Source organism: Ectothiorhodospira sp. BSL-9 (assembly GCF_001632845.1).
GTDB lineage: Bacteria > Pseudomonadota > Gammaproteobacteria > Ectothiorhodospirales > Ectothiorhodospiraceae > Ectothiorhodospira.
Genome location: NZ_CP011994.1, coordinates 1,574,646 through 1,600,470 on the forward strand (window position 1 = coordinate 1,574,646; position 25,825 = coordinate 1,600,470).

Here is a 25,825-nt window from a genome sequence, read left to right on the forward strand (position 1 = left end):
GATCGGCCACCCAAACCCCATCCTGTGCCGGAGCAATACCCCATGTCGGACGCACCAGAATCGGACCACGACGAACACCGCCTTACCCTGCGCAACACGCGCCTCGATGACTACAAGGACATCGAAGAAATCATGGAGGCGGTATACCAGGGCCTGGATGGCGCCTGGACCCGGGAACAGTTCGAATCCCAGATACAACGCTTCCCCGAAGGCCAGATCTGCATCGAGGACAACGGCAAGGTCGTGGCCGCCGCCATCAGCCTCATCGTCGACTACCGCCGCTGGGGCGACCGGCACCGCTACTGGGAAATCACCGGCAAAGGCTACCTCACCACCCACGACCCCGACGGCGACACCCTCTACGGCGTCGACGTCTTCGTACACCCCGAATACCGCGGCCTGCGCCTGGGTCGCCGCCTCTACGACGCCCGCAAGGAAGTGTGCGAAAAGCTCAACCTCCGCGCCATCGTCGCCGGCGGCCGCATCCCGGGTTACTACAACCACCGGGAAGAAATGAGCCCGCAACAATACGTGGAACTGGTCAAATCCAAGGAGATCATCGACCCGGTGCTCACCTTCCAGCTCTCCAACGACTTCCACGTGCGCCGGATCATCAACGACTACCTGCCCGACGACAAGGAATCCCAGGCCTACGCCACCCTGCTCGAATGGATCAACATCTACTACGATGAAAAGGAAAAACTCATCGGCGGCAGCAAGCAGATGGTCCGGGTGGGCGCCGTGCAATGGCAGATGCGGCCGCTGCACTCCCTGGATGACCTGCTCCAGCAAGTGGAATACTTCGTCGACGCCGTCTCCGGCTACCAGTCCGACATCATCCTCTTCCCCGAATTCTTCAACGGCCCCCTGATGGCCCAGTTCAACCAGGAAAACACCGCCGAAGCCGTACGCCACCTGGCCGAATACACCGAGCCCCTGCGCCAGGAAATGGTCAAGCTCGCGCTGTCCTACAACATCAACATCATCGCCGGCAGCATGCCCGAGTACGAAGACCAGGAACTGCGCAACGTCTCCTACCTGTGCCGACGCGACGGCAGCTGGGACAAACAATACAAACTGCACATCACCCCCGACGAACGCGCCTACTGGGGCCTGCGCGGCGGCAACGACGTGCGCATCTTCGACACCGACTTCGGCAAGATCGGCATCCTCATCTGCTACGACGTGGAATTCCCCGAACTGCCCCGCATCCTCGCCGAACAAGGCCTGCAGGTACTCTTCGTCCCCTTCTGGACCGACACCAAGAACGCCTACCTGCGCGTGCGCCGCTGCGCCCAGGCCCGCGCCATCGAAAACGAATGCTACGTGGTCATCTCCGGCAGCGTCGGCAACCTGCCGCGGGTGGAAAACATGGACATGCAATACTCCCAGGCCGCCGTATTCACCCCCTCCGACTTCGCCTTCCCCCACGACGCCGTGGCCGCCGAAGCCACCCCCAACACCGAAATGACCCTCATCGCCGACCTGGACCTGGACAACCTCAAGGAACTGCGCACCCACGGCAGCGTCCGCAACCTGGTCGACCGCCGCCTCGACCTCTACAGCGTCCGCTGGAAACGCTGAGGGCCCAAAGCCCCCCAGTAGGGCCCCAATGTATCCGGGCCAGTCGGGGTGGGGTATTCCTTGGAGCGGGTGTCAGCCGCAGGAAGCGGCTGCTCAAGCCTGCATGGACGTATTCACGGCGACCCGCGGAGGGAGAACCCCCACGCTAAATGGCGCCCCGAATCCTGATAGCCACCCCCAGTAGGGCCCCAATGTATCCGGGCCAGTCGGGGTGGGGTATTCCTTGGAGCGGGTGTCAGCCGCGGGAAGCGGCTGCTCAAGCCTACATGGACGTATTCACGGCGACCCGCGGAAAGGGATACCCCGCACCAACAGGCCTGCCACCCGGATCAATCTCACCGCCCCAGTCCAGGCACCGTCTCCTGCATCGGATCAAACACCTCCTCAACCACCTCAACCGGCCCCAGCACCTCCAGCAACACCAACTCAAAGACCAACGTCTCCCCCGGACCAATCACATCCCCAGCCCGCCCAGGCCCATAAGCCAGATTGTAAGGCACCACCAACCGCACCTCACTCCCAGCCGGCAGATTCACCAACGCCTCCCGCCAGCCCGGAATCGTATCCTCCACCGCCACCACCGCCGGCAACTCCCGACGATACGAACTATCAAAGACACGACCATCCAGATGCATCCCCCGGTAATGCACCAACACCCGATCATCCCGCTCCGGCACCGGCCCATCCCCCAACTCCAGCACCTCCACCTGCAAACCACTGGACAACGTCACCACCCCCGGCCGAGCCGCATTCGCCGACCGGTACGCATCCCCCTCCTCAATATTCAACTCCGCCAACAACCGCTCATCCTCCTGCTGCTCCGGCGTCAACCCACAACTGCGCGCCCCCACAAAAATAAGCACCAGCGAAATCAGACTGACCACCGCCAGAAACAGCACATTACGCAACAGCGAAACAAGCATCGTCAGCGCCCCAGCCCCTACCAGGGAATATCCGCTCCATTGATATCCATGAACCGCCCCGCATCCGCCGGCGTGATGTCATCCATCAACCCCCGCAGCGCCGTCGCACTCTCCGTCACCGTCATCTCCGCACTGGGCCCCCCCATATCCGTCAGCACCCAACCCGGATGCATCGCCACCACCGTGATCCCGCGCGGCTGCAGATCCAGCGCCGCACTGGCCACCACCGCATTCAAGGCCGCCTTCGTGGAGCGATACACATACAACCCACCCGAACCATTGTCCGCGATGCTGCCCATCTTGCTGGTAATGTTCACCATCAAGCGCCGATCACTCGCAGCCACCCGATCCACCAGCGCCTCCATCATCTTCAGCGGCGCCACCGTATTCACCCGTAAGGTGTCCAGCCAGGCCTCCACATCCGTATCGCCAAAGGGCGTTGTCGGACCAAAGGCCCCCGCGTTATTGATCAGGATATCCAGCGGCGTATCCCCCAGCATGTCCACCATGGCCTGGATCTGCGCCGGGTTGGTCACATCCAGCGGATGCAGGCTCACCTGTCCCTGCTTGCTGGCCGCCAACCGGCTCAGATCCCGTGCGCCCTCCGGATTGCGGCAACAGGCAAACACCCGAAAACCGGCATCCGCGAACTGACGGGTCATTTCCAGGCCAATACCACGGTTGGCCCCAGTGATGAGTACGGTTTCAGACATGTCAGACAATCCTCCCAGATGGAATATGATGGCCGTGATGATGAACCGCCCCGGTGCCGCTATCAAGGCGCCGACGAAAGGAAGCGCCGACCAGACTGTCAGGCCGCGCCCCCGCCGGGGTTACGGCTAAACTTGCACCGGGGCATACTGGACACCAAAACAACCACCGTGAAACAGGGGGAAGCGCCAATGACCTCACCAGCCGATACCAGCGGCCCGCAGGACGACGCACCACTGATTCTGGTGGTGGACGACTCCCGCGTGATGCGCCAGGCGCTCAACAAGATCCTGCGGCGGCGCTACCAGGTGGTGGATGCCCCCGATGGCATGGAGGCCTGGACCCTGCTGGAGCAGAATCCCGGCATCGCCTGCGTGTTCACCGACCTCTCCATGCCCCAGCTGGATGGTTACGGCCTGCTGCAGCGCATCCGCGAGAGTGACGACGCCCGCCTCAAGTCCCTCCCCGTGATCATCGTCACCGGCAACGAGGACGACGAAGGCACCCGGCGCAAGGCCGCCGAGCGCGGCGCCAACGGCGTGGTGATGAAACCCTTTCGCGCCGACCATGTGCTGAAGACCACCGAGCAACTGCTGGCAGGAGGAGAAACGGCCCCCGCAGCGACCGCCCCCGCCCCCAAGGCGGAGCCCGCACCCCGGCCCGCTGCCGAACCCCATCCGGACACAGCTGCTCTGGCGGCCGCCCAGACCGAAATCAAGACCCTGCGCGAACAACTGGAACATGCCCAGACCCAGGCCCGGTCCGCCGTCAAGGAGCGGGAGCGGCTGCAGGGCGACATGCACCAACTGCGTACCGAACTCATGCTGCGCCAGCAGACCTCGGACGAACGCGACGCCAAGGACCGCATCGCCGCCCTGGAGGCCGACCTGGCCAAGGAGCGCGAGGCCCTGGAAGAGGCCCAACGGGCCAACGGACAGCTACGCACCCGCCTGCACGAACAACAGGAGCAGGCTGAACTTGGCCGGGAGCGCATGGAGGGGCTGCAAGGGGAATTGCAGGAAGCCTCCGCCCAACTGCTGGAGCGGGATTCCCAGACCCGGGAGGCCTCGGCGGCCCGGGATCAGGCCCAGGGAGAACTCCACGCCCTGCGCCAGGAGCTTGAGCAAATGCGTCAGGAGCCTGCCGAGGGGGACGCCGACGAGGTGCGCCGCCTCAAGGCCGAACTGGAATCCGCCCGGGAACGCACCGGGGCCGCCGAACGGGCCCTGGCCAGCTCCAACGGCAGAGCCTCCGGAGAATCGCAGGGTAATCTCCAGGCCCGTGCGGAGGCTGCGGAACTGGCCCGGCTGCAGGTGGAGGACGAACTGGTGCAGGCCATCTCGCGCGTGGAGCGCATGGAACAGGAGCGGGAGGCCTCCCAGGGTGAATTGCGTGCCCTGCGCGGCGAACTGAACCTCATGGAGAAAAGGCAACAGCAACTGGAACGCCAGGAAGCGGAAAAGCGCAAGCACCTGGAGGCACAACTCGCCGAGGCCCTGGACGCCCTGGAAAGCTCCGTCTCCCGGGGAGACGAGAAGGCCGCGTCCCAACAGCCCGCCCAGCCTGTGGCCGACCCCGCCCCCGCCCCCACACCGAAACCGTCCGCCACCCAAAGCGCCCGCGACACCTCGGTGCATCGCTGGGAGGAAAACCAGCAACGCCGCCGATTCCAGCGCAACCTGGCACTGGCCGGTGTGGGTGTCGTCGCGCTGATGCTGCTGGCCTTTTTCCTGGGCGGGGCGCTGCTGTAGGTCTTCCGGTTGGGCTCCCCGGTGCTATTGGGCAAACCTGAGGGTGTATGATGGCGACAGGTGCCTGCGGGCAGCGTGATCTGGTCTATCATCCAGAGAAGCCTGCCCGCTCACGCTTGGCAGTGGAGAACCGGGAGATGGCATGTCACTGAGTATTGAGGAACTGGTGGAACAAGGGGCCGGACTGGTCTCCCTGCCTGCGGTGGCCAGCCGTTTGAACGCCATGGTGGACGACGATGAGTCCACCGCAGCGGACATCGGCCGGGTGATCAGCCAGGATCCAGCGCTCACCATTCGCCTGCTGCAGCTGGCCAACAGTCCCTTCTATGGCCTGTCCAGCCGGATTGATACCATCACCCGGGCCGTGCAGGTGATCGGCACCCGACAGATCCGTGACCTGGTACTGGCCACCACCGTCACCAAGGTCTTCGATGGCATCCCCAACGACCTGATGTCCATGGAGGACTTCTGGCGCCACAGCATCTATTGCGGCCTGGTGGCCCGGCTGCTCAGCGAAGACCTGAAGATGCGCGACGGCGAGACCATGTTCATTGCCGGCCTGCTGCACGACATCGGCCGCCTGCTGATCTTCAATCGCGAGCCCGATGAGGCCCACGAGGCCTTCCTGCTGGGTCTGCAGAACGCCGGGCGCATGCCGCCCCAGAAGGCGGAGCGGGACGTGCTGGGCTACGACCATGCCCAGGTGGGCGGCGAACTGGCTGCCCACTGGCATCTGCCTGAAAAGCTGCTGGCCTGCATCCGCTATCACCATGAACCCGCCGCGGCCAGGGAACACCAGACCGCCGTGGCCCTGGTGCACATTGCCAACACCGTCGCCCACATGGCCGAGGTGGACACCCGCGATCCCCGGGATGCACCGCCCATCGAGGCAGAGGCCTGGGAACGCTCCGGCCTGGACCCCTCCGTGCTGCCCTCCATCATCGACCGGGCCCAGCATCAGGTGGTGGAAGTGGAGGCCCTGATCCTTGACCATGGGTGACATGACCTCCCGTATGCGACGACCCGCGTGTCGCCGAGGGTGGGTGTTGGCGGCGCTGCTCGGGATTTTGGGGCTGGTGGGCTGCGCCACCGGGCCACAGTTCGAGACCCAGGACACCCTCTCCGCGCTGACTCCTTCACGGGTGGCCATGTCCGACGAGGGGGCCGCAGGGGAGCAGATGGTCTGGGGGGGCATGATCGTCAACACCCGCAACCTGGAAGAGGCCACCCAGCTGGAGATCCTGGCCTACCCCCTGGACCGTCGGCAGCGCCCCCAGACCGAACGCACGCCCCAGGGCCGTTTCATGGCCCGCGTGCCCGGTTACCTGGAAAGCGTGGATTACAGCCCCGGTCGCCTGCTCACCGTCACCGGCACATTGGAAAAGACGGTGACCGGTCAGGTGGGTGAAACCCCCTATCGCTATCCCGTGCTGGGGGTGGACAATCATTACCTGTGGCCTCGGGAGGACGAGCCGGCCACCACGCGGCCGCGCTTCAATATCGGTATTGGTGTGATACTGAGCAACTAAAGACCCTCGCGACAGAGTGCATGGAGCTTATGGAAAATGAGCATCAACTCTGGTTCACCCGCCGCAGTGGAGAGGTGAGGGGACCTTATCCGGAGAGGCTGATTCGCAGCTATCTGCTGCTGGGCCGTCTGCGCATGGACGACGAGGTCAGTCTGGACCGGCAACGCTGGTACGCCGTGCGCTCCCAGCCTCACCTGATCCCGGTGGAGTTCTATGATACCGACACCCCGGAGGGCCGCGAGCGTCTGCTGCAGGCAAAGCGCCGCGAGGACGAGCGCTCCCCCGAGCGTCGTGCCCGGCCCTATCCGGATGAATTGCCCTCCGAGGCGGATCAGCGGGCCGAAGATCGCCGTCGACCCGAGCCCCCTGAACTGGTCAGTCATCGCTACCAGCGCGTGCAGTTGCTGCAGTCGCCAGAGCCTGTCAGGCCTCTCCCCCAGGGGCCGCGGCTCTGGATCGGATTGGCTGCCGGACTGCTGATCCTGTTGTTGTCGCTGTTACTGGTGATGGAGCGACCGGAGCCGGATGTGCTGGCGGACTGTCTGGCACCGGCCGAGCCGGGGGTCAACTGGAGTTATTGCCGCATGGTGGGGATGGATCTGCGCGATGCGGATCTCACCGGTGCGAACCTGAGCAACACGGATCTGCTCGGTACCCGGCTGGAGGGCGCGCGACTTGCCAATGCCGACCTGAGCTACGCGGACCTGCGGCGGGCCCGTCTGGATCAGGCCGATCTGCAAGGGGCGCGGCTCACCGGTGCGGTGCTCCAGGAGGCCGTGCTCATCGGCACCCGCCTCAACGACGCCGATCTGAGCCATGCCGACCTGCGGGGTGCCCGACTGGATGATGCCGATCTCACGGATACCCTGCTCAGTCGCACCATCTGGACCGATGGCCGCGTCTGCGCTCCCGGCTCAATCGGCACCTGCGAGTCACCCTGAGGGGTCGCTGACCATCTCCAGGCAGGGTACATGGGTCTCAAGGATCGCCTGGCGGATCACCTCGATGGCCTTGGGGCGCGGGAAGCTGGTGCGCCAGGCCAGGGCCACCTGGCGGGTGGGCACCGGGTCCTGGAAGCGACGGATGGACAGCAGATGCTGGGCGTAACGATCCGCCCCCGCCGCCGAGCAGGGCAGGATGGTGACCCCCATGCCCGTCACCACCATATGGCGGATGGTCTCCAGGGAACTGCCCTCCACCGTATGCTGGATGCTGTTGCCCGAGGATACGGTGGCGTGGCAGTCCGGGCAGAAGTGCAGCACCTGCTCCCGGAAACAATGCCCCGCGCCCAGCAGCAACAGGGTTTCCCGGGCCAGTTCGTTGATGTCCAGTTTCTGCCGTCGGCTCAAGGGGTGATCCGCCGGTAACACGGCCACGAAGGGCTCCGAGTAAAGGGGCAGGGTGACCACGCCGGGCTGCTCAAAGGGCGTGGCCACGATGATGGCATCCAGTTCCCCCCGCCTGAGGCTCTCCGCCAGACGGGCGGTGTAGTTCTCCTCGATGATCAGGGGCAGTTTGGGGGCGCGCCGGTGTACCTCCGGCACCAGATGGGGCAGCAGATAGGGCCCAATGGTGTGAATGGCCCCCAGGCGCAAGGGACCGCAGAGCTGATCCCGTCCCTGATGGGCAATGGTGGTCAGGCTGTCCACCTCTTCCAGCACCCGCTGGGCCTGGCGCACCACCTGATCTCCCACCGGGGTGATGCTCACCTCTGTCTTGCTGCGCTCGAAGAGCGCCACTCCAAGCTCCTCCTCCAGCTTTTTCACCGCCACACTCAGGGTGGGCTGGCTCACATTGCAGCCTTCGGCGGCCCGGCCGAAATGCCGCTCGCGGGCCACCGCGACGATATAGCGAAGTTCGGTCAGGGTCATCAGTCGCATCTCATCCAGAGGTGACGGGTGTTTCGAGTGTACTCAAGGATGCGGGGGGAGACCATCGCGATGGATCGGTCGCACCGGGCGTTCGAGGACCGGGCGGCGTGGCGGCGTGTTATGATCCAGACAATTGCGCCCCCCTCCGGATGGCGGGGCCCACATTCAATCCAGCGAGACCACACATGGCATCCCTGCTCGACAGGCTGCGGAGCGGATGGGCCGCACTCCTGCCCGATCATGTGCCTGTTGCCTTCAAGCTTGGTCTGACCATCTGCGTGCTGATCGTCACCTGCATGGCCCTGGTGGGCGTGGTGATCCTCAACCAGCAAAGTGCCCTGCTGCGCAGTCAGATGGACGACTTCGGTCAGGCCATGGTGATGCAGCTGGCAGAGTCGTCCAAGGAGCTGGTGCTCGCCGACGACAGCCTGGCCCTCAATGCCCTCATCACCAACCTGGCCGGCAGCGAGGCCGTGCTGGGCGCGGCCGTCTTCGACCGCGACGGCGAACGCCTGGCCCACTCCGGCATGATCCCCGAAGATACGCCCCAAAAGGGGACAGACACCTTTTCGTCCGAAAAGGTGTCTGTCCCCTTTTGGGGCCCCTTCTTGGCCTTTTCCGATACCGAGACGACTGCCTACCGGGAAGAGATCCGCTTTCAGGACATCACCCTGGGCTCTGCCATGGTCACCCTGAGCCGTTCGGCGCAGCAGACCGGCACCCGGGCCGCGGCCAAGGCCATCATCCTGACCACGGTATTCATGAGCGTACTGGGTGGCGCCGCGGCGTTTCTCATGGGGCAGCGACTGTCCCGCCCGGTGCATCGCCTGGTGGACGCCACCCGCGCCATCGGCGAAGGTGAGTACCGGTATCGTCTGCCGGAAGGGCGCCGGGACGAAATTGGTCACCTCATGTCGGCCTTCAACCGCATGGCCCAGGGGTTGCTGGAAAAATCCCAGGTGGAGGGGGCCCTGAGTCGCTATGTGTCGGCGGGTGTGGCCCGGGAGATCATGAGCAACCTGGACAGGGTGAAACTGGGGGGGCGGCAGGTGGAGGCCTCGGTGATGTTCGCGGATATCGCCGGTTTCACGCGGATGTCCGAGACCATGGACCCGGACAAGGTGGCGGGGCTGCTCAATGAGTACTTCACCCATGTCAGCCATATCGCCCGGCTGCACCAGGGCAGCATCGACAAGTTCATGGGGGACGGGGTGATGCTGGTGTTTGGCGTCACCGATGAGGATCCGGACCATCGCTTCCATGCCATCGCCAGTGGCGTCATGCTGCAGCACCTGGTGGCACGGCTCAACCAGGTGCGGGAGATGGACGGGCAAGAGCCCGTCCGTTTCCGGGTGGGGATCAACAGCGGCCCCATGATGGCAGGCAACATGGGGGCCGAGGATCGCATGCAATATACGGTGGTGGGGGATGCGGTGAACCTGGCTTCGCGCCTGATGACCGCCGCCGAGCCCGGTCAGGTATTGATCTGCGAGGCGTTGTTCGAGGACCCGGACATCCGCTGGCGGGTACGGGGGCAGCCCTACCGCTCCATTGCCATCCGCGGCAAGTCACAGCCCGTGGCCACCTGCCAGGTGCACGACCTGAGTGACCTGTATCGGGGAGCGATGGACCGACAGATCGAGCGGCTGCTGTGCAAGGAGCGGATCACATGAGGCGTCTGGCGCGACCCTGGGCTGTCCTGCTGTTGTTGGGCCTGCTGGTGCTGGGCGGTTGTGCCCCGCTGAAGGTGGAGACCACAACCCTGGCCCAGAAGGTGGATGCGGCCTTCAAGGCCCACGAATACCAGCGTGCCCAGGGCCTGCTGGCAGAGCTGCCCGCGGATGAGCGCACACAGCAGATGGAGGCCCGGGAGGCATGGCTGGAACGGATGACCGGGCATCTGGAGCAGGCCATCTTGATGCAGGCAGCGGCCCTGCTGCGGCGCGAGCAGTGGCTGGACGCCCTGGGGGTCTATGATCGGGGGCTGGCCATGCTGCCGGACAGCGCCCCCCTGCAGGCGGCGCGGGAGACGGCCCGGGTGCAGCATGAAGGGCGCCTCACCGACCTGCAGGTGCGCCTGCTGCTGGCCCGCGGGCGCTCCCTGGCCGCCTTGCGGCCCATCTACGCGGAACTGGCGAGGGTGGATCCCGAGGACACACAGGCGGCACGGGAGCTGGGGCGCATCCGCCAGGACTCCCTGGAAGTGGCGCAGGATCTGCAAAAACTGGGTGGCCTGGCCCTGGAGGCGAAGGAGCTGCGCCTGGCCGTGGACGCCCTGAGCCTCTCCCAGGCCCTGAGGCCCACGGAGGACACCCTGGAGATGCTCAACTCGGCCCAAAACGCCAAGGCGCAGGTCCAGGCAGCCCAGCGCCAGGCCGACCATGCCCGTCGCCAGGCGGCCTGGGAGGCCCGCTCACGGGAATTGTTCGATCACTATCACGAGGCCATGCAGGCAGGCGATCTGAATGCCGCCAGCCGACACCTCAAGGGGCTGGAGCGCACGCGCCCCCGGGATGAATCCCTGCCGCGCCTGCAGCGGGAGCTGGATCAGGCCATCGATACCCGCATCACCCTGGGCCTGGAGGAGGGGCGGCGCCAGTACCTGGACGGAGAGATTGAACAGGCGGTGGAAACCTGGCGTGAACTGCTGGATCTGCGCCCCAACCATGCGGAGCTTCAGGCCCATGTGCAGCGCGCGGAGCGGGTGCTGGAGTCCCTGCGTGGCCTGGAGGGGGAGCCCGCGCTGCTACCTGAATCGACCCCGGAGGCCGGGGAGTCGGAACCGGAAGACGAGGCTGAGGTTGAGGCCGAAGAGCAATAGCAGACAGGGACCCGCGCGCCTGCTAAGGTTGCGGTCTTTCATCAGAACCGCCGTACCCCTCTGGACACCCCATGGACTCTCAGCAGACCCCGCATTCGGAAGATCCCCGTTTTCATACTGAACTGGATGGCACCCGCATCACCGTGCTGGGCACGGCCCATGTGTCCCAGGTGTCTGCCGATACGGTGAGCCAATTGCTGCGCAGCGGCGATTACGACGCCGTGGCCGTGGAGCTTTGTCCCAGCCGGCACAATGCCATCGTTCGTCCCGATGACCTGTCCCGCATGAACCTGTTCCAGGTGCTGCGCCAGGGCAAGGTGCCCATGGTCACGGCCAGCCTGGCCCTGGGGGCCTACCAGCAGCGCCTGGCAGAGCAGTTTGGTATCGAGCCCGGGGCCGAGATGCGCGCCGCCATCAACGAGGCCCGCGACGCCCACCTGCCGGTACTGCTCATCGACCGGGAAGTAGGCACCACTCTCAAACGCTGCTACCGCAACGTGCCCTGGTGGCGACGCATGAACCTGTTCGGTGGTCTGATGGCCGGCGTCATGAGTCGCGAACAGGTCACCGAGGCGGAGATCGAACGCCTCAAGAGCGGCGACATGCTCGAATCCACCTTCACCCAGTTTGCCGAGGAATCCCGGGCCCTGTATGAGCCATTGATCCAGGAGCGGGATCACTACATGGCCGCCCGCCTGCGTCAGGAGGCCGCCAACAAGGACTATCGGCATATCCTGGCGGTGGTGGGCGCCGGGCACCTGGCCGGCATCCGCGAGGCCCTTCAGCAGCAGGGAGGGGAGCCGCCGGCCCAGGTGGTGGAGCGGCTGGACCAGGAGCCGCCGCCGGCCCGCTGGCCCAAGCTGATCCCCTGGTTGATCGTGGCCCTGATCCTGACCGGTTTCGCCATCGGTTTCAGCCGCAACCCGGATCTGGGCTGGCAGCTGGTGACTGACTGGGTGTTGATCAATGGGGGGCTGGCCGGCCTGGGGGCCATCATTGCCTCGGCCCATCCATTAACGGTGGTGACTGCCGCGCTGGCCGCCCCCCTGACGTCACTCAATCCCACCATCGGGGTGGGGTTCGTGGCCGCTGCCATGGAAACCTGGCTGCGCAAGCCCACAGTGGGGGATTTCTCCCGCCTGCGTCGGGATACGGCACGTCTGCGGGGGTGGTGGCAGAACCGGGTGTCCCGGGTCTTGCTGGTGTTCATCCTGACCACCCTGGGTTCGGCCATCGGTACCTATGCGGCCGGTTTCAGGATCGCTGAGCGCCTGCTGGGCAGCTGAGCCCGGCGAGGACTTCAGTCTTCCCATTCGATCCGGTCGCGGCCGGTATTCTTGGCCCGGTACATGGCCTGATCGGCCCGCTTGAACAGGCTGGCCGGGCTATCCCCGGGGCGCTGCATGGCCACGCCAATGCTGGCGGTGATCCGGATCTGCTCGCCCGCATCCAGCGTATGGGGGGCGCTGCGGATGACCTCCTGAACGCGCTCTGCCGCCGTGGCAGCCGACTCGGCATCGGTTTCGCTGATCACGATCACGAACTCCTCGCCACCGTAACGGAACACCATGTCGCTCCTGCGGGTGAGGGCCCTGAGCCGCTCCGCCACGGCCACCAGCACGTGATCACCGGCCTGATGGCCGTGGGTGTCGTTCACCTGCTTGAAAAAGTCCACGTCCACCACGAGCATGCACACCTGCCGTCCCGAGCGTGTGGCCATGGCCAGCTCCCGGTCCAGCATGCGGGCCATGGAAGCCCGGTTCAGGAGTCCGGTGAGCGGATCGGTCTGGGCCGAGTTGAGGGCCTGGCGGTAGAGCAGGGCGTTGCGCAGGGGGTAGGTGAGCATGCTCAGGGCCTCCTCCAGGGCGATGAGCTCCTGCTCCTTGAACTTGCGCCCGCGCAGCAGCCGGAGCTGGCCGATCTCCGTGCGCTCCACCATGAGGTTGTAGCTGCACACATGACGGGAGAGGCGGCCCTGGCTGATATGGATGCCCATGTCGGGGTGGTCGAAGGTCAGGCCGTCATGGGGCACCATGCCGGCCAGGGCGTTGGAGAAGATCTCCAGCAGTTCTTCCAGATCCAGGGTGGTCTGTAGCCGATGCAGCATCATTGCCGGGGTGATGGCCGGTACGCCGGGGGTGTGACGTGCGGACTGGGCCAGGCCGCCCTGCAGCAGTTGCGGGCTGGCCATCAGGGTGTTGTCGCCATTATTGGCCTGTTCCAGCATGGGGCGGATCACGTGTCGCATGACAGGGTCTCGGCTGTGTTTGACCTGCTTGATGCGATTTTTGTGCCATGAAAATAACTTCATTTGAAACAATGAAGTGCATGTTTCTTCTTCGGTGGTGCCGGAAATTCGGCGCCTCGGGCTGCAGCGGTTTGCCGCCGGGCGTCAGAATCCCGTGATGCCGGTAGGGGACCCGGACTGATAAACTCCGCCACCATGCTTCGATTCGATCATCTCACCCTGCGCCGTGGCACCAAGGTCCTTTTCGAGGATGCCGATCTCACCATCCATCCCGGCTGGCGGGTGGGCCTCACGGGTGCCAATGGCACCGGTAAATCCAGCCTGTTTGCCCTGCTGCAGGGGGAACTGGGGTCCGATCAGGGGGAGTGCTCCCTGCCGTCGGACTGGGTGATCGCCCACGTGGCCCAGGAGGTGGAGGCCAGCGAGCGCTCTGCCCTGGACTACGTGATGGACGGGGATGAAGAACTGCGCCGCCTGCAGGCCGCCGTGGCCGAGGCGGAGGCCGCCCAGGATGGCAGCCGTCTGGGGGAACTGCATGCCCGGCTGGATGCCATCGACGCCTGGACTGCCGAGAGCCGGGCCGGGCGCCTGCTGCACGGCCTGGGATTCAAGCCGGGGCAGGAAGTGGCCCCCATGGCCTCGTTCTCCGGTGGCTGGCGCATGCGCCTGAACCTGGCCAAGGCCCTGATGTGCCGCTCCGACCTGCTGCTGCTGGACGAGCCCACCAACCACCTGGATCTGGAAGCGGTGCTCTGGCTGGAGCAGTGGCTGGGTGGTTATCCGGGGACCCTGCTGCTCATCTCCCACGACCGGGACTTTCTCGACCGGGTGGTCACCCATGTGGCCCATATCGAACGGGGGGGCATGACCCTCTACACCGGTAACTACTCTGCCTTTGAACAGACCCGCGCCGAGGCCCTGGCGCAGCAGCAATCCCAGCACGAGCGTCAGCAGCGGGAGATCGCCCACATGGAGCGCTTCGTGGAGCGCTTCCGGGCCAAGGCCACCAAGGCCCGCCAGGCCCAGAGTCGCCTCAAGGCCCTGGAGCGCATGACCCGGGTGGCCCCGGCCCATGCGGATTCCCCGTTCCATTTCAGCTTCCGGGCCCCGCATCGGCTTCCTGATCCGCTGCTCAAGCTGGATGATGTGAACGCCGGTTACGGCGAGCCGGCGGTGCTTCAGAGGGTTGAACTGTCCCTGCACCCGGGTGAGCGTCTGGGCCTGCTCGGCCCCAACGGCGCCGGCAAATCCACCCTGATCCGGCTCATGGCCGGGACCCTGATGCCGCTGGCCGGCGACCGGGAGCCGGCACCGGACCTGAAAGTGGGCTATTTCGCCCAGCACCAGTTGGAGCAACTGGACAGCCAGGCCAGTGCGCTGCTGCATCTGCAGCGCCTGGACGAGAAGGCCCGGGAGCAGGAGTTACGGGATTTTCTGGGGGGCTTTGGTTTTCATGGGGATCAGGCCCTGGCCCCGGTAGGCCCGTTCTCCGGCGGGGAGAAGGCCCGGCTGGTGTTGGGACTGCTGGTGTACCAGCGCCCCAATCTGTTGCTGCTGGACGAACCCACCAATCACCTGGACATGGACATGCGTCATGCCCTGGAGCAGGCATTGCAGGGATTCGAGGGGGCGCTGGTGCTGGTGTCCCACGATCGCCACATGCTGCGCAGCGTCTGCGATGAACTGCTGCTGGTGGCGGATGGGCAGGCGGTGGAATTCGATGGCGACCTGGAGGATTACCGGGCCTGGCTGGCGGCCCGTGAGAAGGCCGCCGAGGCCGCCCGGGATATGAACCGGGACGTGGGAGAGCAGAGCGCCGCCTCGCGCAAGGCCAGGCGCCGGGACGAGGCCGAGCAGCGGCGCCGGCAGAAGCCGTTGAGGGACAAGGTGGCCAGGCTGGAAAAGGCCCATGCCCGGCTGGAAGCAGAACGTGCCTCTCTGGAGGCTGAACTGGCCGACCCCAGCCTGTACGAGGCCGACGGGAAGGCCAGGCTCCAGGAACTGCTGGGGCGCCAGGCCCAGATCAATCGGGACCTGGAGGATGTGGAGGGGCAGTGGATGGAGGCCTGTGAGGCGCTGGAGCAGGCTGATTGAGAGAGGGCTCCGTTTCCCCTCACCCCAACCCCTCTCCCCAGAGGGGAGAGGGGCTAGAGGGGAGAGGGGAGCGGCGGGCACGATGTGCCAGGGAGGCGTGCGCCACCTCAGTCCTCCTCAGGCACCCCGCAGCGGCCAAAGAACTGATAGTGGTCAAAGGCCTCGGCGATCCCGCCGGCATGGGTGGCATCGGAGAAATACACCCGCTTGAAGCCGTACAGCTTCTCCAGCTCCTGCTGGTGATTGCCCACCACCACCCCCAGGGTGCTGCCGCGCAACATGTCCTCATCGTTGCCCGAATCCCCGGCCACCAGCACCCGCTCCAGGGGGATGCCCCACTTGTCTGCGAAGTACCGCACCGCGAACCCCTTGGATGCCCGCACCGGCAGCAGGTCCAGATAGTGGTCGTGAGAGTAGATGATGTTGGCGTGCAGATCCTTCTGGTGCAGCAGGCGGTCGATCTCCTTCATGGTCGGTGCCTTGCCTGGGTCCACGAAGAAACTGATCTTGTGGCGGCGCTGATCCACCTGGGGCTGCAACTTGATGCCCGGCAGTTCCAGCAGGGCGTCTCGCAGCGCCTCCGGTTGCCAGCGGTAATCGATGTGCCGGGCCCAGCCCTCGTCCTTGGTCATCTCCGGGCCGTAGTGGATCTCCGAGCCCACCGAGGTGATCATCAGGTCCGGCGTGGGTACGCCCCATTCCTTGAGGATGTCGATGGCCGAATCCAGGCGCCGGCCGGTGGCAATACCGAAGGCCACGTCGCGACCTTCGTCCTTGAGTCGGTGCAGCATGGCGCGCAGCCCGGCCTTGTCCCCGAGCAGGGTGTTGTCGATATCCGAGATCAGGGCCCGATCGGCCTTGGCCAGCTTGCCGGACAGGCGCTGCTGGCCCCGACGGCTGCGGCTGGCCTCGCGGCGCAGGCTCTTGATGCGCTTGACATAGTTCTGGGCATGGCCCTCCCAGGCATAGTGCTTGCGCACCCCCTTGAGACCGCGATCCGAGAGCTTCTTCCAGCGCCCGGCATCGCTGAGGATGTCGAAGATGGCCTGGCTCATGCCGGCCGCGTCCAGGGGGTCCACCAGCACCCCATTCTGGCAGTAGCGCAGAATGTCCCGGGGGCCGCCATCATCGGTGGCCACAAAGGGCGCGCCGCTGGCGGAGGCCTCGATCAGGGTCAGACCAAAGGGCTCGGTCAGCGCCGGATTCACGAAGACACCGCGGGTGCGGGTGACCAGGCGGTACAGGTCCGGCACGTCATCGGCGCTGTGGTGCTTGGGATAGGCCACCGAACCGTACAGGTCGTGATCGTCGATGAGCATGAGTACTTCGGTGAGTACGTCCCGGGCGCCGCGGTCCAGTTCGCGGATGCTGTCCCGGTTGCCGGCGACGATCACCAGGTTGGCCAGTTCCCGCAACTCCGGGTGCTCGGCGAAGGCCTTCACCAGGGTGGGGATGTTCTTGCGCTCGTCGGGGCGTGACAGGGCCAGGACCATGGGCTTGTCCGGCTTTTTCAGGAACCGGGCCAGGGTCTTGTAAATGGGCGGTCGCGGTGAGCGGGCCTTGGGAGGATGAAAACGCCGCAGATCGGTACCCGGTGGGATCACCACCATGCGCTCGGGCTGGTAGTGATCGTAGGAGGCATACTGCTCCTCCACCTCCTGCTGGGTGCTGGCGATCACCATGTAGGCGTTGCCCAGCGCCTCTTCCTCGGCCTCGATGCGCCGGCTGATGCTGTAGCGGGATTCAATCTCCTTCTCGCTGGCCCCCTTGGCCAGCAGCCGGTCACGCTTGACCCGGCCCAGGGAGTGCCCGGTCTGCACCAGGGGCACGCCCATCAGGTTGGCCACCCGCACCGCCACATGGCCGGCATCGGCGTAGTGGCCGTGCACCACGTCCGGCAACAGACCCACGCTGCGGATGTGCTTGATGGCGTTGTCGGCAAAGCAGTCCAGATAGGGCCAGAGCTTCTCCTTGCGCAGGTAGCGCCGCGGGCCGCAGTCCAGACGGACGATGCGCACGCCTTCGCCCAGATCCTCCTCCGGCTGAGCGTAGTCATCCGAGACCCGGCTATCCACCACCCGGCGGGTGAGCAGATCCACCCGGCCCACCTCCGGGTGCCCGCCCAGGGCCCGGGCCATTTCCACCACATACTTGATCTGACCGCCGGTATCCGCGTCCCGGCCCAGTTCCAGGTTCTCCCCACGCACAAGGCCGTGGATGCTCACCAGAACGATGTACAAACCCTCGCCATGGGTTGCCTTGCTTTGGGTCTTTTTCATGCCTTCTCAAATCCCTTCAGACTCAATACGTCCAGGGTGGACGGATCTTCGATGAACTTGTGGGTGAGGATCAGCGCGGTGGCGGACCAGGTCTGGTTGTAATTGGCGCGACGGCCGATCAGGCGCCCATTGCGACCATCGTAATACTCGGGCCAGCCGTTGGCGGCCAGGCGTTCAGTGGCCACCTCCCGGGCCCGCAGGGCCAGGTCGCCGCGGCCGGCATGCAGCGCCGCCGCCGTGAAGGCCCAGAGCAGGGCCGGCCAGTTACCGCCGTTGTGGTATGACCAGGGGATGTTCTTCGGGTCCGACCCGGTTTTCAGGCGCCATTCCTCGCCCTGCATGGCGGGAAAGCACAGCTTCACGGGCATCATGCCCATGAGGTCGTCCCAGCGCTGGTCATACAGATGCATCAACCGCTTTGACTGCGACTCGTCGGCCAGCCCGAACAGCACCGCCAGCAGGTTGCCCAGGGCAAAGAAGCGAAAATCCATGCGCCCCGGCCCCAGATTGCCCACCAGATAACCCGCATCCAGGGGCAGCCAGTCGCTCACCCAGTCGGGGATGCTCTCCGGATGGATATTGAGGGCGTTTTCCGAGTCGTAGCCGAAGATCTCGGTACGGAAGCGGTGGATGCGGTTGAGCCGATCCTCATCCAGCCAGTAATAATGACGCACATACTCCACCAATTGTTCCAGACGCTTGGCGGATTGCTCACGCACGCCCTGGTTGTCCGGGTCGGTGTCGTCCAGCATGGCCAGCGCGGCCCGCAGGGCGCCGAAGAACAGCGACTGGATTTCCAGGGGGTGGCCATATACCCCCATGCGCCGGTCCACCATGAAGGAACCATCGGGTACCAGCAGGGTGGGGAAGATCTCGAAGCGATCCTGCAGGCAGATGTTGAGGATCATGCGGATGCCCCGCTGACACTCCCGGGAACGGGTGAAGGCAGTATCCCCGGAGATGCGCTCATAGCCCACCAGCAGGATCAGCCACCACATCATGGAATCCACCGGGGCCACCCGGCCGATGGCCCGATCGCCGAAGTCGGTGTGGATCTCCTCCTCGCCCTGCTCATTGCACAGCACCCGGAAGCTGGCGGGCATCACCTTGGCCACGGCCCGGTGGCCCTCCATCTCCTCCTGCTGGTCCCGCAGCTTGAGCACCATGGCGAGAAAGTTGCGCACGATGTCGCTGCGGCCATCCAGAAGAAACACCAGTCCGGAGGGGACGAAGTCGCGCACGAAACAGTCGGAATAGTTGTCCGCAGGGGCGTGTGAGTCGAGGCTGGCGATGGTGCCCACGACATCACCCCGGTGATACACCAGGGAGGCCTCGAGCAGCCGGTAGGCGGAGCTGATGGGGTCGGTCAAGCGCGATGATCCTCGGTGGTGTGGGGCATGGAGTGAGGTTTACGTGGGCACCACCGGTCGGGGCGGAGGGGAGCCCGGCCGGGCGAAAAGATAGCCCTGAACATAGTCCACGGCATGGGCCTTGAGCCACTGCCATTCGGCCTTTTCCTCCACGCCTTCGGCAATGGTCATGATACCCAGGTCGTGGGCCATCTCGATGAGTTTGGCGAGCACCTTCTGCTTGAAGATGTCCTGATCCACCTGGCTCACCAGGGCCCGGTCGAATTTCACGTAATCGGGCCGCAGTTCCGAGAGCAGGTTCAGGGAGGCATAGCCGGCCCCCAGATCGTCCAGGGCCACCTGAAAACCCGCGCTCCGATAGAAATCCACGATACGCCGCAGATGGCCCGAGTCGGAGACCTCTTCTGACTCCACCACCTCGAACACCAGTCGATTGGCGTCGGCACCCAGACGCTCCACCTCGTTCAGTGTGGTCTTCAGGCAATAGGTGGGATCGTAGATGGTGGTGGGGTTGAAGTTGATGAACACCCGCCCATCAAAGCCGTGTCCCACGGCCTGGCGGATGGCGTTGATGCGCGCCGCCCGATCCAGCTGGAACATCATCTGGGAGGCACGGGCCTGGCCAAAGAGCCGGTCCGGGAAGATCAGGGTTCGATCCTCGTCGGACAGGTAGCCGCGCACCAGGGATTCGTGGGCGAAGATACGCCCCGGGTCCTGGCAGTGGACGATGGGCTGGAAGTGAAAGATGAAACGCTCGGCCTCGATCATGTCGGCCAGCCAGCCGCTGCCGGCGCGGGCCAGCAGGGTCATCAGGCTTTGTGTGTGGGGCAGGGTGGCCAGGGTGAAGGCCTCGCCCTCGGCCAGGAACACGGCGCGGCAGTCGGTGATCTCCGCCTCGCTCAGGTGTCGGCGCAGTGTGGCGTCCATGGCGCCGGGGCCGCCGGTGGGCACGGGCACTTGCAGCACCCCGGCATCCACCTCCCGGGCCTGGATGCCCTGGTCGCTCAGTTGCTGCTGGAGGGCCTTGAGGGTGTGGGAAAGGAAGGGTGCCAGGAACAGGCTGCCCGGTCCCTGGGGACTGCGTTCAATCACCTGGCAATCTTTGCATGTCATGCTCTTCACCCCCTTTTGTCCTCCCGAGCGGTATTCTCCCGGAGCCTTTGCCAGCCGCCATGGTCCAAGGCATCACCGGCTCGCGCGGTGCTGCCGCGAGCCGCTACCACTCCCGGGGGATCATACCCGATCCGTTGTCAGCGTTGAAAACATGAGGTGATTCATGACGCAAAAGACCAGCAAAACCGATACCCAGTGGCGGGAGCAACTCAGCCCGGAGGCCTACCGGGTGACCCGCAAGGCGGGCACCGAGCCGCCCTTCACCGGGAAGTATTACGACCACAAGGCGTCAGGCCTGTACCGCTGCATCTGCTGCGGCGCGTCGTTGTTCTCCAGTGATCACAAATATGACTCCGGCAGCGGCTGGCCCAGTTACTGGCAACCGGTGGATGAGCAGGCCGTGACCGAGCATACCGACCGCAGCCTGATGATGAAGCGGGTGGAAGTGCGCTGTGCCTCCTGTGACGCCCACCTGGGGCACGTGTTCAACGACGGGCCCCATCCCACCGGGCTGCGCTATTGCATCAACTCCGCTGCCCTGGATTTCGAGCCGTCGGGCGCGAAAAGTCCAGATCCGGACCACAGGGGATGATGCCACTGGGGTTCAGGTGCTCGTGGCTGCCGTAGTAGTGGGTCTTGATGTGGTCCATGTTCACCGTGGCGGCCACGCCCGGCACCTGATACAGCGCGCGGGTGTATTCCCATAGGTGGGGGTAGTCGATGATGCGTCGGCGATTGCACTTGAAGTGGCTGTAGTACACGGCGTCGAAACGTACCAGGGTGGTAAACAGCCGCCAGTCCGCCTCGGTGATCCGGTCACCGGCCAGATAGGGCTGGCGGCTGAGGCGATCCTCCACCCAGTCCAGGGTGTCGAACAGCCTGTTGTAGGCCCGCTCGTAGGCGGACTGCTCGGTGGCAAAACCGCAGCGGTAAACGCCGTTGTTCAGGTTCTCGTAGATGCGCTCGTTGACCCGGTCGATCTCCCCGCGCAGGTCTTCGGGGTAATAGTCCGTGCGCCGGTCGATGAAGGCGTCGAAGGCGCTGTTGAACATGCGGATGATCTCCGCCGATTCGTTGTTGACGATGGTGCGCCGCTTCTTGTCCCAGAGGGTGGGCACGGTGATGATGCCGGTGTATTCCGGTTCGGCCAGGGTGTAGGCCTGATGGAGGAATTCAAAGCCGTTCACATGGTCGGGCGTGCTGCCCGGATAGGGTTGGAAGTTCCAGCCCCCATCCAGCATGTAAGGATTCACCACCGACACGCTGATCAGGTTTTCCAGCCCCTTCAGGGCCCGGAAGATCAGGGTGCGATGGGCCCAGGGGCAGGCCAGGCAAACGTACAGATGATAGCGGTCCGGTTCGGCGGGGAAGCCCCCCTCGCCGCTGGGCCCGGGGGCCCCGTCCGGGGTGATCCAGTGGCGGAACTGGGAATCCTGGCGGATGAAATCGCCATCCTCGGTCTCTGCGGCCAGCCAGTCGCTGCGCAACTGACCCTTGATGAGCAGACTCATGATGCCTCCCTGAGCAATAGTAACGTGAAAGAACCCGGATTCAGCTATAAACACGCCCCTCTCCCCCGGGGGAGAGGGGCCTGGAAAGTATCTTTCATCATCGGGGGTGGCTCACCACCGCGATGCATGAGAGTTATCCCATGGGACCGGGATGCAGCAACAATCGTTCACCTTTCGCCTCCCGCTGCGTGGCGGGCGGGCTTTGCCTCTGATTTTCTGGTAAAACGAGGGCGAATGCACAGGAGATCCGGCATTGTCCTTTCCGACGCTGCGCAAGGCGATTCTCGGCCCCACTGGCCTGATTGGCGCGTTGCTGCTGGCTGTGCTGGCGGGCAGCTTCAGTGACGCCCTGCGCCCCCTGGATGAAGGTCTGCGCAGTCTGGCCACCCGGCTGGTGCCGGACATGCGCCCCGGTGTGCCGGTCACCCTGATCGAGATTCACGACGCCGCTCAGGCCCTGGATCGGGCCCGGCTGGCCCGCGCCGTGGAGCGCCTGGATGCCATGGGAGCGGCGGCCATCGGCCTGCATCTGCCCCTGGATCACCCCCATACGCCGCCCCGCCTGGAGCCCTGGCTGGGCCAGGCCCGGAGTTCTCTGGGGCCTGAGGTGGCCGAGTCCTGGCGCCGTGAACTGGATACCGATGATCGCCTGGCCCAGGCCCTGGCGGGACAGGGCCGCAGCGTGCTGGCCGCGCCGCTGGCCATGGGTGCCGGGCCGGCCTCGGTGCCTCATCCCGATGCCCTTGTGAATGTGGATCGCTCGGCGAGAGCCTGGTACGACTGGGCCGTCTTCCGTCCCCTGTTTCGACCCGCCGAGCCACCCGGTCGCCATCTCACCGTGCACTGGCCCACCCAGGCCCTGGCAACTGCCGGCCTGCCCGCCGCCACCGCCACGCCGGATCGTCCCCGTCCCCTGGCCCCTGGGGTCGTGCCGGTAGGGGAGGGCTATCTGGCCGGTTTTGCCCTGCCGCTGGCGGCCGCGGTCCGGGGCGCCGCCCCGGATGAGATTATCGTGGAACCGGGCCGCGGCGTGCGCCTGGGGGAGACCCGGATCACCCTGGGGCCGGACCGCGGTCTGGGCGTGATTCCGCCCCGGAGTGATCCGCGCGGGCGGCAGGTGGATGCCCACCCCCTGGACACCCTCATGGCCGGGGATCTGGGCAACAGGCAGATCCAGGGTCGCGCGGTGATCCTGGGTATGGCAGAGGGCACGGGTCAGCCTCTCATGTCCCACGCCGGGCTCACCCTGCCCCAGGCCACATGGAGTGCCTGGACCACGGCCGCCCTGCTGGAGGGGCATCGGGTGGGCATGGGCGGTTGGTTCCATGGGGCCGAGCGCCTGCTGATCATCCTGGCGGCCCTGTATCTGCTGTGGCTGCCTGCGCGGCTGCACCTGTCCACCACGGGGGCATTGGTCAGTGGTGTGACCGTGTTCGTGCTGCTGAACCTGTCCATGGGGCTGGTGCTGGTCCTGCAATGGTGGCTGCCTGTGGTGCTGCCGGCCCTGGTGATTGCCCTGGGGCATCCGTTGCTGGCGTTGCGAGTCTGGCTGCTGGAGCGCCTGGAGGCAGACCGCCGCGAGGCCTCCGAGGCCTGGTTGCAGCTGGGCATCGGCCAGCAGGGCCAGGGGCACCTGGAGCCGGCCTTCGAGGCCTATACCCACTGTCGGCTGGACAGCGACACCCTGTTTGCCCAGGTCTATCAACTGGGGCGCGACTTGGAGCGCCGTCGCCAGTACGGGCGCGCCGTGGAGGTGTTCCGTTTCCTGCACTCGCGGCATCCGGATTTTCGCGACACCACCCAGCGCCTGGAGCGGCTCAAGCCCTTCGTGGGCAGTCGCCAGCCCCGGCTGGGGGAGATGCAGCGCGTGGGCGGCGGCAAGGAGCTGGCCGTGGGTGACGACAGCCTGGAAAAGCCCATGATCGGGCGTTACAACGTGGAGCGCCAGCTGGGGCGGGGCTCCATGGGCATCGTCTATCTGGGGGTGGACCCGCATATCCAGCGCAAGGTGGCCATCAAGACCCTGGCCCTGAACCGGGAGTTCGAGCCGGAACTCCTGGAACAGGCCAAATGGCGGTTTTTCCGGGAGGCCGAGGCCTCCGGTCGACTCAATCATCGCAATATCGTCACCGTCTACGATGTGGGCGAGGAGCACGACCTGGCCTTCATCGCCATGGACTACCTGCAGGGGGTGCCCCTGGATCAATTCACCCAGCCCCTGACCCTGCTGCCCATCACCGAGGTGCTGGAGGTCTGCGCCCAGGTGGCCGATGCCCTGGACTATGCCCATCAGCAGGAGGTGATCCACCGGGACATCAAGCCGGCCAATGTAATCTACGACCAGGGCAAGGGCCTGGTGAAGATCACGGACTTCGGCATCGCCAGCGTGACCGACCACAACAAGACCCGCACCGGCACCATCCTGGGCACGCCGGCCTTCATGTCGCCGGAGCAGGTGGCCGGCAAGCCGGTGGACAGTCGTACCGATCTGTTCTCCCTGGGCGTGATGCTCTACCAGATGCTCAGCGGCCGGTTGCCCTTCACCGCCGAGACCATGGCCGGTCTGGTGTACCAGATCACCCAGACCCATCCTGCGGAGATCACCGACCTGCGCCCGGAACTGGGCCCCTTGGTGGGGGTGATCGTCACCAAGAGCCTGCAGAAGGACCCGGCCAAGCGTTACCAGACCGGCGGCGAGATGGCCCGGGCCCTGCGCGGCTGCATCGAAGCCTTCCGGCGCATGCCCCGGCCGGGGCAGTTCAGTGGGGCGGCATCGGATTATTATCATGATGATTGAGGGGAACGTTATTGCTGTGACTCCACCCTCACCCCATCACCCACCCGCTCACCCGGATGGGTGATCACCCACTCCCCAGGCTCCAGCCCCGACTCGATCTGCGTGCGCAGGCCGCTGCGGCGGCCCGTTTCCACTGAACGCAGGCGAGCCCGCCCCTCTTCCACCACGAAGACCGCCCAGCGATCCTGATCCCGGAACAGGGCACTGGTGGGGATGTGGACCACCTCATCCCCCTCCCACAGCACGAATCGGGCCTCCACCCGGTAACCATCCCCCAGGTGTTCCCAGGCCTCCCGGGGCGAGGTGATCCGCGACCATACCCATACCCGCTGCTCCTCCACCCCCAGGGCCGAGACCTTCTCGAAACCGGCCGGCTCCACCCGCCGTACCCGGGCCTCCAGTTCATCACCGCCGCCCCAGCGCTCCAGCACCACCCGCATCCCGGGGCGTACGCGCACGGCCTCCAGGGACAGCAGGTCCACCTGCACCTCCAGATCATCCAGGTTGCCCAGCTCCAGAACGGCCTCGCCGGCCTGGATGGGCCCCTCATCCCGTCGATGCCGCCGGGTGATGATCCCGTCGATGGGGGCTTCGAGCGTGATGGCGGCGATCTCTTCGCCGGATCGCTGGCCATCGGCGATCTCCAGTGGCAGCCGGGCCGAGGCCAGTTCGAAGCGGGCCACCTCCACCGCATGCCGTGCGGCCCGTTCGGCGGCCCGGGTGGCATCCCGCTGGGCGCGCCGACGGTCCCGTTCCTCCGAGGACACCAGGTCCCGCTGGTGCAGGTGTTCGGCCCGTTCGTACTCCACCTGGGCCAGGGTGTACTGGGTGGCGCGGGCCTCCTGTTCCGCCCTGGCGGCCTCCAGTCGGGCCCCGGCGACAAACACCGCCTCGCGGGCCTGCTCCCGGGCGCGGGGGTCCAGGGCAGGTGCCGGGACGGGTTCCATCTGAAACAGGGGCATGCCCGCCAGCACCGCATCGCCCGGCTCCAGGGTGACCCGGCGCAGATAGCCGTGGATCGGGGCGGTCACGGTGAAGGGTTCCCGCAGTCGCGTGCGCCCTTCGTCCTCGACCACCTCGGCGAAATACCCTTGCTGCACCTGGCTGGTGCTGACCGGGATCGGTGATGGCATCAGGGCCAGGGTCAGCAGGAGCAGGAGGGTGGCGGCGACAAGGCCTATGAGGAGTTTTTTCTTCCAGGTCATGGGTACTCACCTTTGTTC

General features: G+C 65.6%; 20 protein-coding genes. 11 read left to right on the forward strand and 9 right to left on the reverse strand.

Annotated features, from left to right (window positions below):
• Positions 1-42 precede the first annotated feature (42 nt).
• Positions 43-1,584 carry a bifunctional GNAT family N-acetyltransferase/carbon-nitrogen hydrolase family protein gene (locus ECTOBSL9_RS07410; protein WP_063464524.1) on the forward strand — a complete coding sequence of 514 codons (1,542 nt, stop codon included), beginning with the start codon at positions 43-45 and terminating at the stop codon, positions 1,582-1,584.
• Between the two features lie 335 nt (positions 1,585-1,919).
• On the opposite strand, the gene ECTOBSL9_RS07415 is transcribed toward ECTOBSL9_RS07410, so the two are convergent.
• Both ECTOBSL9_RS07415 and ECTOBSL9_RS07420 read right to left on the reverse strand, forming a co-directional pair.
• Complete coding sequence (locus ECTOBSL9_RS07415) at positions 1,920-2,507, reverse strand: FKBP-type peptidyl-prolyl cis-trans isomerase (protein WP_063464525.1); 588 nt, start codon at positions 2,505-2,507, stop codon at positions 1,920-1,922.
• A gap of 17 nt (positions 2,508-2,524) precedes the next feature.
• Positions 2,525-3,220 (reverse strand): SDR family oxidoreductase, encoded by a 696-nt coding sequence (locus tag ECTOBSL9_RS07420; protein WP_063464526.1) that lies wholly within the window; start codon positions 3,218-3,220, stop codon positions 2,525-2,527.
• 189 nt (positions 3,221-3,409) lie between these two features.
• Here ECTOBSL9_RS07420 and ECTOBSL9_RS07425 point away from each other — a divergent pair, with 189 nt between their 5' ends.
• The 4 genes from ECTOBSL9_RS07425 to ECTOBSL9_RS07440 all read left to right on the forward strand — a co-directional run bounded on the left by ECTOBSL9_RS07425 (position 3,410) and on the right by ECTOBSL9_RS07440 (position 7,439).
• Positions 3,410-4,969: a response regulator gene (locus ECTOBSL9_RS07425; RefSeq protein WP_063464527.1), complete on the forward strand. Its 1,560-nt coding sequence runs from the start codon at positions 3,410-3,412 to the stop codon at positions 4,967-4,969.
• Between the two features lie 142 nt (positions 4,970-5,111).
• Positions 5,112-5,969 carry an HDOD domain-containing protein gene (locus tag ECTOBSL9_RS07430; protein ID WP_063464528.1) on the forward strand — a complete coding sequence of 286 codons (858 nt, stop codon included), beginning with the start codon at positions 5,112-5,114 and terminating at the stop codon, positions 5,967-5,969.
• Between the two features lie 13 nt (positions 5,970-5,982).
• Positions 5,983-6,498: a Slp family lipoprotein gene (locus ECTOBSL9_RS07435; protein ID WP_063466072.1), complete on the forward strand. Its 516-nt coding sequence runs from the start codon at positions 5,983-5,985 to the stop codon at positions 6,496-6,498.
• 20 nt (positions 6,499-6,518) lie between these two features.
• Positions 6,519-7,439, forward strand: a complete 921-nt coding sequence (locus tag ECTOBSL9_RS07440) for a pentapeptide repeat-containing protein (RefSeq protein WP_063464529.1) — start codon at positions 6,519-6,521, stop codon at positions 7,437-7,439.
• Here the strand turns inward: ECTOBSL9_RS07440 and ECTOBSL9_RS07445 are convergent.
• Positions 7,431-8,369, reverse strand: coding sequence for a hydrogen peroxide-inducible genes activator (locus tag ECTOBSL9_RS07445; protein WP_063466073.1), 939 nt, complete (start codon positions 8,367-8,369; stop codon positions 7,431-7,433). The genes ECTOBSL9_RS07440 and ECTOBSL9_RS07445 overlap by 9 nt on opposite strands.
• A gap of 185 nt (positions 8,370-8,554) precedes the next feature.
• Between ECTOBSL9_RS07445 and ECTOBSL9_RS07450 the strand changes: the two genes are divergently transcribed.
• The 3 genes from ECTOBSL9_RS07450 to ECTOBSL9_RS07460 all read left to right on the forward strand — a co-directional run bounded on the left by ECTOBSL9_RS07450 (position 8,555) and on the right by ECTOBSL9_RS07460 (position 12,476).
• Complete coding sequence (locus tag ECTOBSL9_RS07450) at positions 8,555-10,042, forward strand: adenylate/guanylate cyclase domain-containing protein (RefSeq protein ID WP_063464530.1); 1,488 nt, start codon at positions 8,555-8,557, stop codon at positions 10,040-10,042.
• Positions 10,039-11,190: a hypothetical protein gene (locus ECTOBSL9_RS07455; RefSeq protein ID WP_063464531.1), complete on the forward strand. Its 1,152-nt coding sequence runs from the start codon at positions 10,039-10,041 to the stop codon at positions 11,188-11,190. The genes ECTOBSL9_RS07450 and ECTOBSL9_RS07455 overlap by 4 nt, the downstream gene beginning before the upstream one ends.
• Before the next feature lie 71 nt (positions 11,191-11,261).
• Entirely contained in the window at positions 11,262-12,476 is a 1,215-nt protein-coding gene (locus ECTOBSL9_RS07460) for a TraB/GumN family protein (RefSeq protein ID WP_082829807.1), read from the forward strand.
• Between the two features lie 14 nt (positions 12,477-12,490).
• Here the strand turns inward: ECTOBSL9_RS07460 and ECTOBSL9_RS07465 are convergent, their stop codons facing one another.
• Positions 12,491-13,438 carry a GGDEF domain-containing protein gene (locus ECTOBSL9_RS07465; protein WP_063466075.1) on the reverse strand — a complete coding sequence of 316 codons (948 nt, stop codon included), beginning with the start codon at positions 13,436-13,438 and terminating at the stop codon, positions 12,491-12,493.
• Between the two features lie 195 nt (positions 13,439-13,633).
• Here ECTOBSL9_RS07465 and ECTOBSL9_RS07470 point away from each other — a divergent pair, with 195 nt between their 5' ends.
• Positions 13,634-15,532 carry an ATP-binding cassette domain-containing protein gene (locus tag ECTOBSL9_RS07470; protein ID WP_063464532.1) on the forward strand — a complete coding sequence of 633 codons (1,899 nt, stop codon included), beginning with the start codon at positions 13,634-13,636 and terminating at the stop codon, positions 15,530-15,532.
• A gap of 107 nt (positions 15,533-15,639) precedes the next feature.
• On the opposite strand, the gene ECTOBSL9_RS07475 is transcribed toward ECTOBSL9_RS07470, so the two are convergent.
• The 3 genes from ECTOBSL9_RS07475 to ECTOBSL9_RS07485 are packed head-to-tail and all read right to left on the reverse strand — an operon-like array spanning position 15,640 to position 20,294.
• Positions 15,640-17,811 (reverse strand): HAD-IIB family hydrolase, encoded by a 2,172-nt coding sequence (locus ECTOBSL9_RS07475; protein ID WP_063464533.1) that lies wholly within the window; start codon positions 17,809-17,811, stop codon positions 15,640-15,642.
• Positions 17,808-19,181 (reverse strand): glycoside hydrolase 100 family protein, encoded by a 1,374-nt coding sequence (locus tag ECTOBSL9_RS07480; RefSeq protein WP_063464534.1) that lies wholly within the window; start codon positions 19,179-19,181, stop codon positions 17,808-17,810. The genes ECTOBSL9_RS07475 and ECTOBSL9_RS07480 overlap by 4 nt, the downstream gene beginning before the upstream one ends.
• A 39-nt stretch (positions 19,182-19,220) precedes the next feature.
• Positions 19,221-20,294, reverse strand: a complete 1,074-nt coding sequence (locus ECTOBSL9_RS07485; protein WP_063464535.1) for an EAL domain-containing protein — start codon at positions 20,292-20,294, stop codon at positions 19,221-19,223.
• Positions 20,295-20,457: 163 nt separating this feature from the next.
• Between ECTOBSL9_RS07485 and msrB the strand changes: the two genes are divergently transcribed.
• Entirely contained in the window at positions 20,458-20,886 is a 429-nt protein-coding gene (msrB, locus tag ECTOBSL9_RS07490) for a peptide-methionine (R)-S-oxide reductase MsrB (protein ID WP_063464536.1), read from the forward strand.
• Here msrB and ECTOBSL9_RS07495 read toward each other — a convergent pair.
• A complete protein-coding gene (locus ECTOBSL9_RS07495; protein ID WP_063464537.1) occupies positions 20,819-21,805 on the reverse strand; it encodes a glutathione S-transferase family protein in 987 nt (328 codons plus the stop codon). The genes msrB and ECTOBSL9_RS07495 overlap by 68 nt on opposite strands.
• A 253-nt stretch (positions 21,806-22,058) precedes the next feature.
• On the opposite strand from ECTOBSL9_RS07495, the gene ECTOBSL9_RS07500 reads away from it, so the two are divergent.
• Positions 22,059-24,602, forward strand: coding sequence for a protein kinase (locus ECTOBSL9_RS07500; protein ID WP_063464538.1), 2,544 nt, complete (start codon positions 22,059-22,061; stop codon positions 24,600-24,602).
• A gap of 8 nt (positions 24,603-24,610) precedes the next feature.
• Here ECTOBSL9_RS07500 and ECTOBSL9_RS07505 read toward each other — a convergent pair whose 3' ends face one another.
• A complete protein-coding gene (locus ECTOBSL9_RS07505; RefSeq protein WP_063464539.1) occupies positions 24,611-25,807 on the reverse strand; it encodes an efflux RND transporter periplasmic adaptor subunit in 1,197 nt (398 codons plus the stop codon).
• Positions 25,808-25,825 lie beyond the last annotated feature (18 nt).

What these genes read in the sequence shown, in the direction of transcription:
- ECTOBSL9_RS07410 (WP_063464524.1), top strand. Translation starts at nt 43, where the DNA reads ATGTCGGACGCACCAGAATCGGACCACGACGAACACCGCCTTACCCTG.
- ECTOBSL9_RS07415 (WP_063464525.1), bottom strand. Translation starts at nt 2,507, where the DNA reads ATGCTTGTTTCGCTGTTGCGTAATGTGCTGTTTCTGGCGGTGGTCAGT.
- ECTOBSL9_RS07420 (WP_063464526.1), bottom strand. Translation starts at nt 3,220, where the DNA reads ATGTCTGAAACCGTACTCATCACTGGGGCCAACCGTGGTATTGGCCTG.
- ECTOBSL9_RS07425 (WP_063464527.1), top strand. Translation starts at nt 3,410, where the DNA reads ATGACCTCACCAGCCGATACCAGCGGCCCGCAGGACGACGCACCACTG.
- ECTOBSL9_RS07430 (WP_063464528.1), top strand. Translation starts at nt 5,112, where the DNA reads ATGTCACTGAGTATTGAGGAACTGGTGGAACAAGGGGCCGGACTGGTC.
- ECTOBSL9_RS07435 (WP_063466072.1), top strand. Translation starts at nt 5,983, where the DNA reads ATGCGACGACCCGCGTGTCGCCGAGGGTGGGTGTTGGCGGCGCTGCTC.
- ECTOBSL9_RS07440 (WP_063464529.1), top strand. Translation starts at nt 6,519, where the DNA reads ATGGAGCTTATGGAAAATGAGCATCAACTCTGGTTCACCCGCCGCAGT.
- ECTOBSL9_RS07445 (WP_063466073.1), bottom strand. Translation starts at nt 8,369, where the DNA reads ATGACCCTGACCGAACTTCGCTATATCGTCGCGGTGGCCCGCGAGCGG.
- ECTOBSL9_RS07450 (WP_063464530.1), top strand. Translation starts at nt 8,555, where the DNA reads ATGGCATCCCTGCTCGACAGGCTGCGGAGCGGATGGGCCGCACTCCTG.
- ECTOBSL9_RS07455 (WP_063464531.1), top strand. Translation starts at nt 10,039, where the DNA reads ATGAGGCGTCTGGCGCGACCCTGGGCTGTCCTGCTGTTGTTGGGCCTG.
- ECTOBSL9_RS07460 (WP_082829807.1), top strand. Translation starts at nt 11,262, where the DNA reads ATGGACTCTCAGCAGACCCCGCATTCGGAAGATCCCCGTTTTCATACT.
- ECTOBSL9_RS07465 (WP_063466075.1), bottom strand. Translation starts at nt 13,438, where the DNA reads ATGCGACACGTGATCCGCCCCATGCTGGAACAGGCCAATAATGGCGAC.
- ECTOBSL9_RS07470 (WP_063464532.1), top strand. Translation starts at nt 13,634, where the DNA reads ATGCTTCGATTCGATCATCTCACCCTGCGCCGTGGCACCAAGGTCCTT.
- ECTOBSL9_RS07475 (WP_063464533.1), bottom strand. Translation starts at nt 17,811, where the DNA reads ATGAAAAAGACCCAAAGCAAGGCAACCCATGGCGAGGGTTTGTACATC.
- ECTOBSL9_RS07485 (WP_063464535.1), bottom strand. Translation starts at nt 20,294, where the DNA reads ATGACATGCAAAGATTGCCAGGTGATTGAACGCAGTCCCCAGGGACCG.
- msrB (WP_063464536.1), top strand. Translation starts at nt 20,458, where the DNA reads ATGACGCAAAAGACCAGCAAAACCGATACCCAGTGGCGGGAGCAACTC.
- ECTOBSL9_RS07495 (WP_063464537.1), bottom strand. Translation starts at nt 21,805, where the DNA reads ATGAGTCTGCTCATCAAGGGTCAGTTGCGCAGCGACTGGCTGGCCGCA.
- ECTOBSL9_RS07505 (WP_063464539.1), bottom strand. Translation starts at nt 25,807, where the DNA reads ATGACCTGGAAGAAAAAACTCCTCATAGGCCTTGTCGCCGCCACCCTC.